The following is a 14,959-nucleotide window of genomic DNA, read 5'->3' as shown; positions in this document are numbered from 1 at the left end:
GCTCGGATCGGGGCGGGGTCGAAACCTGCCTGGACTCCTCGGGCCTGGACTTAGCGACTGAGGTCGATGTCCCGGGAATCGGTGGCAGCACCGGTCGCCGCACCCACGCCGCCGCCGATGACCGCGCCCTTGCCCACGTCGCCGCCGGTGATCGCCGCCGCGCCGGCACCTACCGCTGCACCGACCCCCGCGCCACTCAGCGCCCGTTCTCCGGTACCGGTACCGCAGGCCGACAGTGCCAGGGCCATGGTCAGGGCAGTAGCGCTCAGCCCGGTCATCTTCAGAAGTTTCATGTCGTCGTCCTCATGCTGGGGGATGACCCTAACAGTAACAACGGCACAGAAAGGAGCAAGTGAAGCAAATATGCAGCAATTGTCGCCAATTGGCGCCAATTGTGGGAGCCGTGCTCGCTTGGTCGAACCAGGTCAGACACACGACAGCTCAGACACACGGCCGGCCAGACCCAGGCGAGATACCCGACCGGCCAGACCCAGGCGAGATACCCGACCGGCCAGACCCAGGCGCGATACCCGGCCGGACAGACCCGGGCGAGATACACGACCGGCCAGATACAAGAACACCGCCGGCAAGCCGGCGGTGTTCTTGTGCGTCGAGCAGGTCTGGAACGAGGCGCCCTCGCCTCGCCCCAGGCCCAGGACCTTAGTTGTCCAGGTCGACGTCGTCCTCATCGGTGGCGGCGCCGGTGGCCGCGCCTACGCCACCGCCGATCACGGCGCCTTCGGCGACGTCACCACCGGTGGCGGCGGCGGCGCCGGCACCTACGGCGGCACCCACGCCAGCGCCACTGGCGGCGCGTTCACCGGTGCCGGTGCCGCAGGCGGCGAGGCCCAAGGTCATGAAAGTGGCCAGCAGCAGGCTGGAGAGTGTCTTGATGGAACCCTTCCTCATGATGTTTCTCCTATGCTGTTATGTGCCATATCGAGCCTATTGGCCAAGAGAGCCGAGCACAACCCCTTGATTCTCCGATGCGGTGTCGCTTTCAGCAGACATTTTCTGGTGCCGTGTCGTTACCGACGACGACGCCCGCCTGTCAGGTACGTCTTGGATCCCTCGGCTGTTGTTGGGTAATGCAGTGGACGTTGCCGCCGCCGAGCAGGATCTCTCGGGCGGGCACGCCGATCACCCGACGCTCGGGAAAAAGCCTCGCCAGAATGTCGCGAGCCTCGTTGTCGCGGCGTTCATCCAGCAGGGGCATGACCACCACTCGATTGCCGATGTAAAAGTTGACGTAGGAGGCCGCCATGCGGTCCCCGGGCTGGCGTGGGTGCGAGCTCGAGAGCCGGTCGATGCCGCTGGCCTCGTCTTCACCGATAAACAGCGGGCCGGGCTGGGGCAGGCGGTGCACGGTGAACGGTCGACCGCAGGCATCGGTACTGGCTTCCAGCACCGCCAGGGCGTCGCGGCAGATCTGGTACTCCGGGTCCGCGGCGTCGTCGCACCAGGTCAAGGCAACTTCGGCGGGGCCCACAAAGCAGCAGAGGTTGTCGACGTGGCCGTCGGTTTCATCGAGGTAGCAGCCCCGGGGAAGCCAGATGACCTTGCTGATGCCCAGCTGCTCACCCAGGCGCGCCTCCATGGCGGCGCGATCCAGACCCGGGTTGCGGTTGGGGTTGAGCAGGCACTCCTCGGTGGTGATCAGGGTGCCCTCGCCGTCGACGTGAATGGCACCGCCTTCCAGCACGATACCGGCATCGAAGCGGGGGATGCCCAGCATTTCGGCGATCTTGGGGCGAATCCGGCGATCCTTGTCCCAGGGAAAGTAAAGCCCGCCCTTGAGTCCGCCCCAGGCGTTGAATTCCCAGTCCACCACCGCCAGGCCATGTTCGGGGTGGGTCAGAAAGGTCGGGCCCACGTCCCGCATCCAGGCGTCGTTGCTGGATAGTTCGACCACGCGAATTGATTCCGGAAGCTGATAACGGGCGTTTTCGTACTGATCGTCGTTGACGCCCACGTAGACGGTCTCGCTCTCGGCGATGGCGCTGGCCACCGCGACGAAGGCCTGTTGGGCGGGCTTGGCTCCCAGGCGCCAGGTATCCGGGCGCTGGGGCCACAGCATCCAGCAGGCGTCGTGAGGGGCGAATTCCGCCGGCATGGACCAGCCAAGTCGGGCGGGACTGTGCGCGTCGCTGCCAGCGGAACGCGACGCGATAGGGGACGCGATAGGGGCCGGGGTCGGTGAAGACGAATGGTGTGTCTGGTTCATGTAGGCTCTCACAAGAATCCGATCAGCAGGAACACGCCGGTGGCCAGGGCCGCGGCGATCAACACGTAGGGGATCTGGGTCAGGGCGTGGGCCATGGGGCTGCAGCCGCTACCCTGGGCCGACAGCACCGTGGAGTCCCCGTAGAAGCAGGCGTGGCTGCCGAAAGCGCTGGCCGAGATCAAGGCGCCGACCACCAGCGGCATATTGGCGTCCATGCTGATCGCCAACGGCAGCACGATAGGCATGGCCACCGCGAACAGCCCCCAGAAGGAGCCGGTGGCAACGGCCAGGAAGGCCATGGTGACGAATACCACGGCGGGCAGCAGGCCGGCGGTCATCAGCGGCTGTACCGCCTGGATCACCACCTCGGTGAGGCCCAGGACGTCGTTGACCTCCTTGAGCGAGAAGCCGGCGACCAGGGTGCCCAGCGGCATGATCATCGCCTTGAAGCCTTCCAGGGCGGTATCGAAGGTGTCATTGAAGCTCAGCAGACGCTGGACGGCGATCAGCACCAGGGTGACGGCCAGGGCAACGATGACCCCGCGCAGGATGTCGATATCGAAGTACCAGGTGGCGACGATCAGGCTGGCGATGGGCAGCAGGAAGTTGAGCAGATGCGGGCTCTGGCCATCGTAGTTGGTGTCGATCTGCAGCGCGTGCTCCTCGCCGCCATCGGGCACCGGCTGGCCGGCCTTGGCACGGGCCTCGGCGGTCTTCATCGGGCCGATGTCAGGCAGCCAGCCCAGCGCGACCAGGGGCACCAGGGCCGCCGCCACTCAGGCGTAGGCCATGTACGGGATCGCCGAGATGTACAGCGACATGCCGTTGTCGGCGACGTTGTTGTCCTCGAGCAGGCCGGCGAAGAACACCGCCCAGGTCGAGAAGGGCACCAGGATGCACACCGGGGCGGCGGTGGAATCCACCAGATAGGCCAGCTTTTCGCGGGAGACGCCGAAGCGATCGGTGATCTTCTTCATCGAGGCGCTGATGGTCAGGGCGTTGAGGTAGTCGTCGACGAAGATCACCAGCCCCAGCACCCAGGTGGTCAGCAGGCTCTGGCGACGACTGTGCAGTCGTTTGGTCATGGCGTCACCGAAGCTCAGCACGCCGCCGGTCTTGACCAGCAGGGCGATCAGGCTGCCGAACAGGCCGCAGACCAGGATGATCCAGGTGACGGTGTCATTGCCGAGGACCGTGAGCAGGATGTCCGACCCGCGGGTGACGACCTCGCTGGGGGCGATCATCAAGAGCCCGACCAGGCAGCCGGCAAGCAGTGATTCGATGGTGCGACGAGTGATGATGGCGGTGACCAGCACCACCAGGGTGGGAACCAGGCTCCAGACGCCGTAGGTTTCCATGCAAGCTCCTTGTATCGCCTGTGGCGACGGTTGTTATTGGACGGAAGCTATCGCGCAGGGGCGAGCCCTGCGCTGGCCGCGCGGCAAAAAAGCGTGCGGCCTCGTGTTGCAGGGGCATTCGTGGCTAGAGATAGCCGTCGCGACGCAGGGACTCGGCGGTGGCGGCAAGCGCCTCGTCGAGGATGGCGACGGCCTCGTCGACGGTGTCGCGGGTCCAGATCAGGGGCGGCGAGATCACGTTGAGATGCCCCACCGGGCGAATGATCAGTCCGCGCTGCTGGGCCTCGAAGGCCACCCGATCGCCGACACGCGCGTCCACCGGGAACAGCGCCTTGGTGTCCTTGTCGGCCACGTTCTCGATGCACATCATGAAGTGGCTGCCGCGCACGTCGCCGACGGTGGGATGTCGTGACAGCGTCGCCAGTGCCTGCTCCAGATAGGGGCCGACCTCGCGGACGTTGGCGCAAAGCTCTTCTCGCTCGAGGATCTCGATATTCTTGAGCGCCGCGGCGCAACTGACCGGATGTCCGGAGTAGGTGAAGCCGGTGCTGAGTACTCCGCCCTTGCCCTGGGGCGTGCCCAGCACCTCGTAGAGGCGGTCGGAGATCAGGGTCGCGCCGAGCGGGGCATAGCCCGAGGACAGGCCCTTGGCCAGGTTGATGACGTCGGGCTGGGTGTCGAATACCGCTTCCGAGGCGAAGATGTGGCCGAGGCGACCGAAGCCGGTGACCACCTCGTCGGCGATATACAGGATGTCGTGGGCGCGCAGCACCTCCTGCATGCGGGCGTGATAGCCCCGGGGGGCCACCAGTACGCCGCCGGCTCCCATGATCGGCTCGGCGATGAAGGCGGCGATATTGTCGGCGCCGATCTCGGCGATGGTGGCCTCGAGTTCCGCGACCAGATGATCACAGTACTGTGCTTCATCCATGCCTTCGGGGCGACGATAGAGGTTGGCCTCGCTTAGATGGGTGACCAGACCATCGAGGGTGTCGAATTCCCAGTTGTTGCTCTCGATGCCGGTCAGGCTCGCGGCCAGGTAGGTGGTGCCGTGGTAGGCGTTGCGGCGCGACAGGATACGCTTCTTGTTCGGCTTGCCCAGGCGGTTGAAGTAGTAGTGCACCAGGCGGATGGTGGCGTCGTTGGCGGTGGAGCCTCCGCAGCTGTAGAAGACATGGTTGAGGTGGGCCGGGGCCAGTTCGGCGAGCTTGGCGGCCAGCCGCGTAGCCGGTGCGTTGGACAGATTGTTGAAGGTCGAGAAGTAGGCCATGCGGGTGGCCTGTTCGGCCATGGCCTGGCCGATCTCGGCGCGACCGTGGCCAACGTTGACGCACCACAGCCCGGCGATGCCGTCGATAAAGCGGTTGCCGTGAATGTCCTGAACGTGGATGCCCTCGGCATCGGTGATCAGCTCGCAGCCCTTGTCGTGGAAGACGCTGAAGTCGGTGAAGGGATGGACGAAGTGGTCCCGATCCTGGCGCCACAGGGTCTCGGCATCCACTGTTGTTGGGACTGGGGCCGGAACCGGAGCCGTGTCGGCGACGGGAGTCGAGGGGCGGGACGAGAGGCGAGTGTCGGGTGTTGTCATTGGAAACCTCCTTGGGAAGGTCTCCAGTCTCGCCAGACTGCCCCTGTCGATGACATATCCTTATGAGGGTAGGTCTCCTCGGGCCGCCAGGCGGCGGCAGTGCCGGTATCACCGATGGGGTAGCCTATGATCGACTCAGGTTGCCATGACCTTGATCTACCTCATGATTGAGAGAGGGGTGCGCGAAACGGCACTACCGAGACTTGAGGCAGACGTAGCGATCCTCCGACGTTGGTGTAGGCTGTGCCGTAATGATCCGCAGGTGCCGGAAGAGGTGGCCCAGATTCTGGCGCGGCGGATGCTGAATGGTCAGTCCGGATACTTTGCCATGTTGCCAGCACCACCCTTTACTCGTCGTGCCCTGGGCACCCTTGTCGCCTTTCTGATGTCGGCCCCGTTACCCGCTATCGCCGCCAACTGTGGTGCCTCGGGAGGGCTGGCTTTTGTCGGTGTCACCAACGATGGTTCGCGCTCGGTGTGGTTGTCGGGGACCTCGCCGGGTGACTTCGGGTTGGAGGCGGCGCAGGGAAAGCAGAGCGTCGATGAGTGGACGCGCAATGCCGGCGGCCTGCACCTGACCCTGTCGCCAGTGGTATCCAACGGCAACGGTGGTGTGCACAAGCTTCTGGATCTGGGGGGCAACAAGGATTGTCTGCTGGATACCCAGAACCAGAAGGGTGGCTTCACATTGCCGCCGGCCGGGCAGATCCCGATGCCGGAGCGTCCGGGCATTACCCCTCCCATCGGCAAGATCTTTCCGGATTTTTCCCGCCCTGGCGGGGTGACGCCGCCGATAGGGACGGTGCCGCCAGGCTTCCGGCCACCCACCGGGGTGACGCCGCCGATAGGTACGGTGCCTCCGGGCTTCCGACCGCCCACCGGGGTGACGCCGCCGGTGGGCACGGTACCTCCAGGCTTCCGGCCGCCGACCGGGGTGACGCCGCCGATCGGTACGGTGCCTCCGAACTTCCGGCCGCCCACCGGAGTGACGCCGCCGATAGGGACGGTGCCGCCAGGCTTCCGACCCCCGACCGGGGTGACGCCACCGATAGGCACGGTGCCGCCAGGCTTCCGACCCCCGACCGGGGTGACGCCGCCGGTAGGTACGGTGCCTCCAGGCTTCCGGCCCCCCACCGGCGTAACGCCGCCGATAGGTACGGTGCCCGCCCCCGAGCGTCCGCCGGTGGGGGTGACGCCGGGGCGGCCCACCCTGGGGCAATGGAGCCTTCCTCCGAACGTTGCGCGGCCGGGCGAGGTAGCGCCCCCCATCGGTGTCGTGCCTCCGGATGTCAGGCCACCTTCCGGGGTGACACCTCCCATCGGCGTCGTACCGCCTGAACAGCGTCCGCCGTCGGGTCTGACACCTTCTGTGCCATCGATGCCCCAGGGCCAGATCGTTGGCCGTGTCGACGCGGCCGAGTGGTATGCCGGGCGGGTGCCGCTGCCGGCTAACCGCTGCATCGACCCTCGTCACGACCCCAGGCTCGGGGGCGCACCGCTGGCCGACGGTACCCTGCCGGTGGTGACCTGCCCCGAGAACCTGCTGCGCCAGCACGCCCAGGCAAGAACCCGGAACGCGCTGGAGGCCACCGTGATGGAACAGGTGCCGATCACCGCAGGGCGTCAGGGAGAGCCGGTCTCTCCCTGGAACACCTGGGTGGATGCTCGTTATACCGATATCTCCGATGACCGTGATGGCCAGGATCTGGATGGCGAGGCCCAGGTAGTGGCGGTGGGTGTCGACCGCTGGGTGTCGGAGCAGACGGTGGCGGGGGTCAGTTTCAGCGTCGACTCGAGCCGCTCTGACAACTTTGGCGGCGCCTGGGACAGCGACAGCGATGGCTTCAGCATCTCGCCCTATGTCGCCTATCGACTGTCCGAGCGCTGGGCGTTGGACGCATCACTGATCTGGCGCTGGGGTGACAATGACACCGAACTGGCGACCCTGGAAGGCAGCTTCGACACCCGTAGCTTCGGCGGCGCGCTCAATGCCCACGGTCAGTACCGCTGGGGGGAGGCCCTGTTGCGTCCCACCGTCTCGCTGTTCTACTCCCGTGAGCGCAGCGACGACTATGACCTGGACGGCAAGATCCTGGGGATACCGGTGGAGGTGGAAGTGCCCGGCGACTCCTACAGCACTGGCGTCGCGTCGGTCAGTGGTGAGCTTAGCCGTATCTACCACACTGACCACGCGGGTCTGATCATGCCCTACGCCGAACTGGGGGTGGACTGGGCCTTCGAGCAGCCCAACGACGGGCGCTACCTCAACGAGGATCTGGAGTGGGAGGACCCTTCTGACCTGACGGGTACCCTGCGCACTGGCGCCCGCTGGTTTGTCGGCGAGGCCACCCTGCTCGAGGCCAGCGCCGGCTATCTCAGCATCGGCCATGATGACCTGGATATCTGGGAGGGGCGGTTGTATCTCTCCTACCGCTTCTGAGCGGGTGCGTCAGTCACGCTGCTGGCGGGAGATCAGCGCTACGTGATCGAGAAAGGCGCGAAACAGCTCGGCCTGACTCGTGACCTGCAGGCGCTGATAGACGTGCTTGCGGTGGACCTTGACGGTGCCGTCGCTGATGCCGAGCTCTCGCGCCGCCGACTTGGCCGAGTGGCCCGCGAGCAGCAGGCGCACGATATCCTGCTCGCGGCGGGTGAGCACACCCTGGCCAAAACTCGAGAAGGCGGCGTCGACGGGCTCGACCTCCTGGTGTTGCGGTTCGAAGGCACTGCGTTGCCAGCTCCAGAACCGCTGAAGCAGGGCTTCGACGATGGGCGTCAGGTGGCGTAGCGCCTGTACGGTGCGCCGAGTCACCGGTCGCGACTGGGTACGGAAGCCGAGAGACAGCACCATCACGGTGTCGTCGCTGACCCGTGCGAAGAGTCCGATCTCATCCTTGAGTCCCAGGCCGCGATAGTAGTGGTGGTAGTACTCGCTGCTCTCGAAACGGTCCGGCGCCAGATCGCGCAGTCGATGGGTACCGTTATCCTGACCAGACTCGATGGCCTGGAACATCGGGTCGAGCAGGTAGACGCGACTCAGATAAGGGTCGATGTCGCGCTGGCGGCGTTCGGGGGGATAGTTGTCATGGACCACTCGCGGACGGCCTCGGCCCTGGTAGGCATGCAGGATCAGGGTGTCCATGGGCACCAGCTCGGCGAGTGCCTGCTCCAGCTGTCGCGGAAGGTCGCTGCGATCGGCACCCTGAATCAGGCCAGCCAGTCGTTGGTGCCAGGCCTGGGCCGCGCTGGATGCCAGGTAGTCGATGGGAGTCATGAGGCTCGCTGGGTCGAAAGTCTGAAGCCCACACTGTATCACTTCGTTATTGGTGTCAGTGGTCGTCCCGAGGGTCTGCCGGGCTCGGCGTGACGTGGCGCTGGGGCGAGTCGGGCTGCTATCTTGGACTCCTTTGCCAACGGGACGGCAGCATGAGCGTGAGCATGACGACTCCAAGGGGCGGCGACAGGGCGAGCCGGCGCGAGATCTTCGGCTGGGCGATGTTCGACTTCGCCAATCAGGCCTACACCCTGCTGATCATCACCGTGGTGTTCGGTGAACTCTTCACCACGGTGATCGTCGGCGACCGAGGCGACGACTTTCGCCTGGCCAACCTGCTGTGGAGCCTGGCGCTGGCGCTGAGCTTTCTGCTGGTGGTGGTGACCGGTCCGCTGTGTGGTGCGGTGATGGACTACCGCGCCGAAAAGAAGCGCTTCCTGTTTGCCAGCTATCTGGCCACCATCGCCACCACCGCCATGCTCTACTTCGTCGAGCCGGGCTACGTGGCGCTGGGCTTTGTGTTGATCATCCTGTCCAACTACGCCTACTCCATGGGTGAGTCCTTTATCGCGGCCTTTCTTCCGGGGCTTGGGCCGCCAGAGAAGCTCGGCGCCATCTCCGGTTTCGGCTGGGCGCTGGGCTACGTCGGCGGACTGGTGGCAGCTGGCTTCACCCTGGCCATACTGGGCGAGGCCACCGCGGATAACTTCGAGCGGATCCGTTGGGTCGGGCCCTTCGCCGCGGGATTCTTCCTGTTGGCGGCGATACCAACCTTCGTCTGGCTCAAGGAGCGCGCCGAACCACAGCCCCATCGCCAGCCCTTCGCCCGCATCGCCTGGCAGCGGGTATCGACCACCTTGCACGAGCTGCGTCGGTTCCGTGACCTGGGTCTGTTTCTGACCTCGGTGCTGTTCTCCATGGCTGGCGTCTACATCATCATCGCCTTCGCCTTCATCTATGGCGCCCAGGTCATCGGCTGGCAGGAAAGCACCCGCAACCTGATGTTCATCATCGTCCAGATCACCGCCGCGGCAGGGGCACTCGGATTTGGCTTTATCCAGGACCGCATCGGTACCCTGGTGACCTATCTGATGACTCTGGTGCTGTGGGTGCTGGCGATCCTGGCCATCTGGGCCACCCCCGAGGTCACCGCCTGGCTAAACGCTACCTGGGGACTCGACTGGCAGGCCGAGCAACTGTTTCTGGTGGTCGGCTGCCTGGCGGGCCTCAGCCTCGGCTCCAGCCAGTCGGCCAGCCGGGTCCTGGTAGGCCTGTTCTCGCCCCGCCAGAAGGCGGCCGAGTTCTTCGGGTTCTGGGGGTTGGCCAACAAGCTGGCGGGGGTCATCGGTATCGTCGGCCTGGGACTGCTGCAGGCGGCGGTGGGGCTCAAGGCTTCGATCCTGTTGTGCGCTGCCTTCTTCATCATCGCCATCGTGATCTGCGCTGGCGTCAATCAGCGCCGCGGCCAGCGGGTGGCAGGGGAGTGGGAAGCCAGGCTGGACGATACGCACTGAACCACCTGGGCCGAGGGAACGCTATCGAGGACCTTGGCCGAGAGACCCGCTCCGAGGACGTTTGAATGCTGCCGGACGCGCTGTTCGCACCCGATACCCTGATCCTGCTGTCGGCCATCTTCGTCCTGGCAGGACTGGTCAAGGGAGTGCTCGGCATGGGCATGCCCACGGTACTGCTGGCGCTGTTGACCGCGACCCTGGGGCTGCCTCTGGCCATGGCGCTGATGCTGGTGCCCACGGTGGTCACCAACGTCTGGCAGGCCCTGGTGGGAGGGCATCTGCTGGCGCTATGCCGTCGGCTCTGGTTGTTTCTGTTGGCGGCGGTGCTGGCGGTCTGGCCGGGGGTATGGGTGCTGGCCAGCGTCGAGGCTCACTGGCTGTCGTTGCTGCTGGGGCTGTTGCTGATGCTCTACGCACTGATGAATCTGAGCGGGCGACGGCTGCGCTTCTCGGGAAGCCCGGTCCAGGCCGGCGCCGTCGGCGCGATGAATGGCGTCCTGACCGGGCTGACAGGCTCCAGCGTCTTCCCCGGGGTGCCCTTTCTGCAGGCCATCGGTCTGTCACGGGACGCCCTGGTTCAGGCCATGGGGCTGTTGTTCAGCCTGTCGACCCTGAGCCTGGCGCTGGCACTCGGCGAGAGGGACTTGCTCTCCACCGACCTGCTGCTGGCGTCGAGCCTGGCGCTGCTGCCGGCGAGTCTTGGCATGTGGTGGGGCGCCTGGCTCAGACGCCGGCTATCCGAGGCGCGCTTTCGCCAGGTGTTTCTGCTTGGCCTGCTGGCCATGGGCGGCTACCTGGTGACGCGTTCGCTGCTTGCGGCTTGAGCAACGACCCGGGCGACCCGAGCTTCATCGAGAGCTGCATTGGGCCGTTGCAGGCGCCGTCAGGGGTTGCCGGGGCGCCCCAGGGTTCGTTACTTCGGACGTTCCAGTGAGAACAGGTCGGTGCAGCGTGCGTAGTCGCTGCCGGCCATGCGCCCGATCGGGGCCAGGGCGTCGCAGCTGACGTGTCGACCGTTCCACACCCGGGGATCGGCGTGGATGACGGTCACCTCGGCCAGTACCAGGTTGCCTGACAGCGGACGGTCGCCGAAGTGCAGGATATCGTGAAGGCGACAGCCGAAGGCAACCGGTGCCTCCTGAATACGCGGTACCCGCAGGTCTCCCAGGCTGGCCTTGGTCAACCCGGCATGGTCGAACTCGTCTCCCTCGGGCGGCAGGCTTGCGCTGGTGGCGTTGAGCGCCTCGGCCAGCGCCTCACCACCGATATGCACGATGCACTCGCCGACCTGCTTGAGGTTGGCGATGGTGTCCTTGGTGGCGCCTTCGCCGTTGAGCAATGGAGAAAACGCCAGCACGGGGGGATCGACGCTGGCCACATTGAAAAACGAGAAGGGCGCCAGATTGGCGTGACCGCTCTCGCTCAGGGTCGACACCCAGGCGATGGGACGCGGAGCGATGGCTCCGGAGAACAGTCGATAGATCAGGCCGGCGTCCAGCTCGCTGACCTTGAGGGTGGCGTCGTCGCTCACTGTCGAACTCCTTGTGTTCATTGTCGTTGCAACAGCACCCGTTGTGCTGGTGCCAGTTGGCGTGGGGCGGTCCAGGCGCTATCCCAGCACGCCGAGCCCGACAGGTCCAGCCTTGGCGGAGCTGCGTGATCGAGGCCATCGCCTCGGTCCTGGAAAGGCGCCAGGGCCGCCAATCAGGCCCCGGTGCCTGGTCGGCGACGGCGAGCGTTCAGGGAATCGGTGCCTCGAGGAAGTCACGCAACTGTTTTTCGGCCTGCTGGATGTTCACCACACCGTCGATGTGGCCGCGGTCACCCTCCAGGGCCTCGAGGGTCACCGGAGTGCCGTCGGCCTCGATCAGTGCGGCGGTCTCGCGAACCTTCTGGGGCGAGAACACCAGGTCGTCTTCGCTGTAGAGCATCAGGGTCGGGGCCTCGATGGCGGCCAGGCCCGCCTCCAGGCTGTCGCCATGGCCAGTCATGAAGGCCTGGTTGGCCTTGACCAGATACAGCAGGTGATTGGCGTCGGCGGTGGCAGCCCGCTGTTCGGCGACGTTGTCCAGGGTCGCCTCGACCTCGTACTGGGCTTCCAGTGAGCTCATCGGTGAGGTGTTGGCGTCGGCCCAGTCGCGGTCGAAGGTGGCGTCCGCCCAACGCCAGTGGTTGGCCTGCAGGGTGATCAGCTTCAACGACTCGCGTAGACCGTCGAGCGGTGGCGTCTGTGCGTAGTAGTCACCGCCGCGCCAGTTGGGGTCCAGCGTGATGGGGGCGGCCCAGGCGTCCAGGCTGGCGATCAGCCAGGGATCGGCCACGCCCGCACCGATCACCGGAATCAGGCGTTCGACCCGCTCGGGATAGGCGCTGGCCCACTCGTAAGCCTGCAGCGCCCCCATGGAGGCACCCATCACCGCGTGCAAGCGCTGGATACCGAGATCATCCAGCAAGGCCTTCTGCACATTGACGAAGTCGCGAATGGTCACCAACGGGAAGTCGGTGCCCCAGGGCTCGCCGGTGTCGGGGTTGTGACTGGCAGGGCCGGTGGTGGTGACTCTGGGGTCGCCGGCGTTGAGGTTGACCAGGGTGTCCGACGACACGACGTAATAGCGGTCGGTGTCGAGCGGCTTGCCGGGGCCGATGATGGCATCCCAGTAGCCCGGGGTCTCTTCACCGTCATAGCGGCCGGCGGCGTGACTGGTGCCGGAGAAGAAGTGGGTGATCAGGATGGCGTTATCGCCTGCCTCGTTAAGCTCGCCATAGGCCTCCCAGCCGACTCTGACCGGGGCGATGGTGTCACCGCCGACGGTGGTGTAGCTTGGCATCTCGAAGACCTGTTTGGTGACATTGTCCAGGCCGGTGGAGGCCGCCTCGTCATGGTTGTCGGCGCTGGCCAGTGCCGGCGAGGCGATAAGCCAGATCGAGGCGACGAGGAGGCCAAGGGCGACGGCGGCGCCAGGCTGGCGCCGGTCATGGAGAGCGGACGCATAAACTGTCATCATGAACCTTCCCTGGTGGTGGTTGGCGCGGACGATGCCGCGTACAGACACCAGTACAGCGTTCACCTGGCGCCTTCGCCATGCTGCCTTCGTCGTCCCGGCGCGAGGAGGACGAAACCGCCCGTGAGGAGAAACCGATGACCCAGCGACAGGGGACACGTGGCCCCGGGCTCGCCATGATGCTGTTGTTCTGGGTGCTGTTCATGGGGCTCGGTGGCTGGTGGGCGACGTCCTGGCTGGAGCAGCGCCTGAACCCCAATGCCAACCTGAATCAGGTGGCCGAGGGCGAGCCGTTGAGGCTCAAGCGCGGGCCTGGCGGACACTTCGTTGCGCCCGGCAGTATCAATGGCACGCCGGTGACCTTCCTTGTCGACACCGGCGCTACCCGTGTCGCTCTGCCGGGAGATCTGGCGGCAAGACTGTCGTTGCCGGACCTCGGCAGCGCCTGGTTTCATACCGCCAATGGTCGTGCACAAGGCACCCTGACACGCCTCGACAGCGTTACCCTGGGCGGCCTGTCGGCGACTCGGGTCGATGGCTCCATCAGCCCGGGCATGGAAGGTGAGACGGCGCTGCTGGGCATGAGCTTTCTCGGACGCTTCGACATTGCCATCCGTGGCGATATCCTGGAATTGCAGGCGCGCGGCTCCTCGTCACCGAGAGCCGACGCCGCTCCACACAAGGAGATTCAACCATGACCGCGCTCTCTCGATTGCGGCTGAAGTGGCCCATCCTCCAGGCTCCCATGGCCGGCGCCCAGGACGAGACACTGGCGCTTGCGGTCACCGCAGCCGGAGGCCTGGGAGGCCTGCCTGCCGGCATGCTGGCCCTCGAGGCGCTGGATCAGGCCCTTGCAGCGGTGGAAGGACAAGGCCCGGTCAACGTCAACTTCTTCAGCCATGTGTCGCCCGAGCCTCAACCGAGTCGACTGGAGAAGTGGCGAGCGTTGCTGGCCCCTTACCATGAAGAGTTGGGAATCGCGCCGCCACCTCCAAGTGACACGCCTACCAGACGGCCGTTCGACAGCGATGCCTGTGCCATCGTCGAGCGCCACCGTCCCGCAGTGGTGAGCTTTCATTTCGGTCTACCTGAGGCACAACTGGTCGAGCGGGTGAAGGCCTGCGGAGCGCTGGTGCTGTCTACCGCCACCACGGTGGATGAGGCCCGGTGGCTGGAAGCCCATGGCGCCGACGTGGTGATCGCCCAGGGCCTTGAAGCAGGCGGTCACCGGGGACATTTCTTGAGTAACGACCTGAGTCTTCAGTTGCCGCTGGCGTCATTGCTGCCCCGGGTGGTCGAGGCTATCTCGTTGCCGGTGGTGGCGACCGGAGGGATCGGCGACCCCCAGGGGGTCCGGCAGGCACTGGACCTGGGAGCCCAGGCGGTCCAGATCGGTACCGCACTGCTGTGCTGCCCCGAGGCCTCGGTGAGGGCCGTCCACCGAAGGGCGCTGCTGGATGATGAAGCCTCCACCGACATCACCAATGTCTTCTCCGGTCGGCCCGCCCGCGGGATCGTCAATCGTGCCATGCGCGAGCTGGGGCCGCTGTCGGATGAGGTACCCGACTTTCCGCTGGCTGCCAGCGCCTTGTGCGAGCTGCGCGCGGCCCACGAGTCCCGTTGCAGCGGTGACTTTTCTCCGCTGTGGGCGGGCCAGAATCGGCGCCACTGTCGTGAGGTACCGGTGGCCGAGCAACTCCAGTGGCTGGCCAGCGAACTCGAGGAGTAATGAGGGGCACGTCGTTCTGTGCGCTCGCAACGCCAACCTGGCGACAAGCGTAGATTGCGGTTCCTGCGGGCAGGTCAGGGTCGCGAGGCAGCGCTAACGCTTCGGAAATCACGCGGCGCTTTTGCATAACATGCGGCTTCGCTCTGGCACGCAAGGCCGCGGCGCTTTTGCATAACCTGCGGCTTTGCTCTGGCACGTAAGGCCTCGGCGCTCTGGCATAACATCCAGCTTCGCTCTGGCATAAAAAAGCCGCGGCACTCGGCGATGAGT

Annotated in this window: 15 protein-coding genes; 5 read left to right on the top strand and 10 right to left on the bottom strand. The window is 65.7% G+C overall.

The window, feature by feature from the left end; translation table 11 throughout:
* Positions 1 to 50: 50 nt before the first annotated feature.
* The 7 genes from NFI08_RS02165 to NFI08_RS02135 all read right to left on the bottom strand — a co-directional run bounded on the left by NFI08_RS02165 (position 51) and on the right by NFI08_RS02135 (position 5,170).
* Entirely contained in the window at positions 51 to 293 is a 243-nt protein-coding gene (locus tag NFI08_RS02165) for a YMGG-like glycine zipper-containing protein (protein ID WP_045991248.1), read from the bottom strand.
* A 132-nt stretch (positions 294 to 425) separates the two neighbouring features.
* On the bottom strand, positions 426 to 689 hold the full coding sequence (locus NFI08_RS02160; protein ID WP_349586840.1) for a hypothetical protein: 264 nt from the start codon (positions 687 to 689) through the stop codon (positions 426 to 428).
* Complete coding sequence (locus NFI08_RS02155; protein WP_045991247.1) at positions 661 to 909, bottom strand: YMGG-like glycine zipper-containing protein; 249 nt, start codon at positions 907 to 909, stop codon at positions 661 to 663. Before NFI08_RS02155 ends, NFI08_RS02160 begins: the two co-directional genes overlap by 29 nt.
* Before the next feature lie 142 nt (positions 910 to 1,051).
* On the bottom strand, positions 1,052 to 2,224 hold the full coding sequence (gene aguA / locus NFI08_RS02150) for an agmatine deiminase (protein WP_108450150.1): 1,173 nt from the start codon (positions 2,222 to 2,224) through the stop codon (positions 1,052 to 1,054).
* An 8-nt stretch (positions 2,225 to 2,232) separates the two neighbouring features.
* Positions 2,233 to 2,985, bottom strand: coding sequence for a Na+/H+ antiporter NhaC family protein (locus NFI08_RS02145; protein WP_349586836.1), 753 nt, complete (start codon positions 2,983 to 2,985; stop codon positions 2,233 to 2,235).
* 15 nt (positions 2,986 to 3,000) lie between these two features.
* Entirely contained in the window at positions 3,001 to 3,582 is a 582-nt protein-coding gene (locus tag NFI08_RS02140; protein ID WP_349586833.1) for a Na+/H+ antiporter NhaC family protein, read from the bottom strand.
* Between the two features lie 124 nt (positions 3,583 to 3,706).
* The gene (locus tag NFI08_RS02135; protein ID WP_222569973.1) at positions 3,707 to 5,170 is read right to left on the bottom strand and encodes an aminotransferase; all 1,464 of its coding nucleotides are present in this window, start codon (positions 5,168 to 5,170) and stop codon (positions 3,707 to 3,709) included.
* 274 nt (positions 5,171 to 5,444) lie between these two features.
* Between NFI08_RS02135 and NFI08_RS02130 the strand changes: the two genes are divergently transcribed.
* Entirely contained in the window at positions 5,445 to 7,610 is a 2,166-nt protein-coding gene (locus NFI08_RS02130; RefSeq protein ID WP_349586829.1) for an autotransporter outer membrane beta-barrel domain-containing protein, read from the top strand.
* Positions 7,611 to 7,619: 9 nt separating this feature from the next.
* On the opposite strand, the gene NFI08_RS02125 is transcribed toward NFI08_RS02130, so the two are convergent.
* Positions 7,620 to 8,444: a helix-turn-helix transcriptional regulator gene (locus NFI08_RS02125; RefSeq protein WP_349586826.1), complete on the bottom strand. Its 825-nt coding sequence runs from the start codon at positions 8,442 to 8,444 to the stop codon at positions 7,620 to 7,622.
* Between the two features lie 164 nt (positions 8,445 to 8,608).
* Here NFI08_RS02125 and NFI08_RS02120 point away from each other — a divergent pair, with 164 nt between their 5' ends.
* Both NFI08_RS02120 and NFI08_RS02115 read left to right on the top strand, forming a co-directional pair.
* On the top strand, positions 8,609 to 9,958 hold the full coding sequence (locus tag NFI08_RS02120) for an MFS transporter (RefSeq protein ID WP_231498595.1): 1,350 nt from the start codon (positions 8,609 to 8,611) through the stop codon (positions 9,956 to 9,958).
* Positions 9,959 to 10,023: 65 nt separating this feature from the next.
* Entirely contained in the window at positions 10,024 to 10,782 is a 759-nt protein-coding gene (locus tag NFI08_RS02115) for a sulfite exporter TauE/SafE family protein (RefSeq protein ID WP_045991241.1), read from the top strand.
* 89 nt (positions 10,783 to 10,871) lie between these two features.
* Here NFI08_RS02115 and NFI08_RS02110 read toward each other — a convergent pair whose 3' ends face one another.
* Positions 10,872 to 11,510, bottom strand: a complete 639-nt coding sequence (locus NFI08_RS02110; RefSeq protein ID WP_108449722.1) for a flavin reductase family protein — start codon at positions 11,508 to 11,510, stop codon at positions 10,872 to 10,874.
* Between the two features lie 187 nt (positions 11,511 to 11,697).
* Positions 11,698 to 12,963 carry an E22 family MetX-like putative esterase gene (locus NFI08_RS02105; protein WP_349586821.1) on the bottom strand — a complete coding sequence of 422 codons (1,266 nt, stop codon included), beginning with the start codon at positions 12,961 to 12,963 and terminating at the stop codon, positions 11,698 to 11,700.
* 134 nt (positions 12,964 to 13,097) lie between these two features.
* Here NFI08_RS02105 and NFI08_RS02100 point away from each other — a divergent pair, with 134 nt between their 5' ends.
* Positions 13,098 to 13,658: a retropepsin-like aspartic protease family protein gene (locus tag NFI08_RS02100; protein ID WP_108132253.1), complete on the top strand. Its 561-nt coding sequence runs from the start codon at positions 13,098 to 13,100 to the stop codon at positions 13,656 to 13,658.
* The gene (locus tag NFI08_RS02095; protein WP_349586817.1) at positions 13,655 to 14,689 is read left to right on the top strand and encodes an NAD(P)H-dependent flavin oxidoreductase; all 1,035 of its coding nucleotides are present in this window, start codon (positions 13,655 to 13,657) and stop codon (positions 14,687 to 14,689) included. Before NFI08_RS02100 ends, NFI08_RS02095 begins: the two co-directional genes overlap by 4 nt.
* The last annotated feature ends 270 nt before the right edge of the window (positions 14,690 to 14,959 follow it).

Origin of the sequence: Halomonas sp. EF61, assembly GCF_040147045.1 — a bacterium.
Taxonomy (GTDB): Bacteria; Pseudomonadota; Gammaproteobacteria; order Pseudomonadales; family Halomonadaceae; genus Halomonas; species Halomonas litopenaei.
Note: the sequence above shows the minus strand (reverse complement) of the source record. Positions and strands in the feature narration are given on the sequence as shown.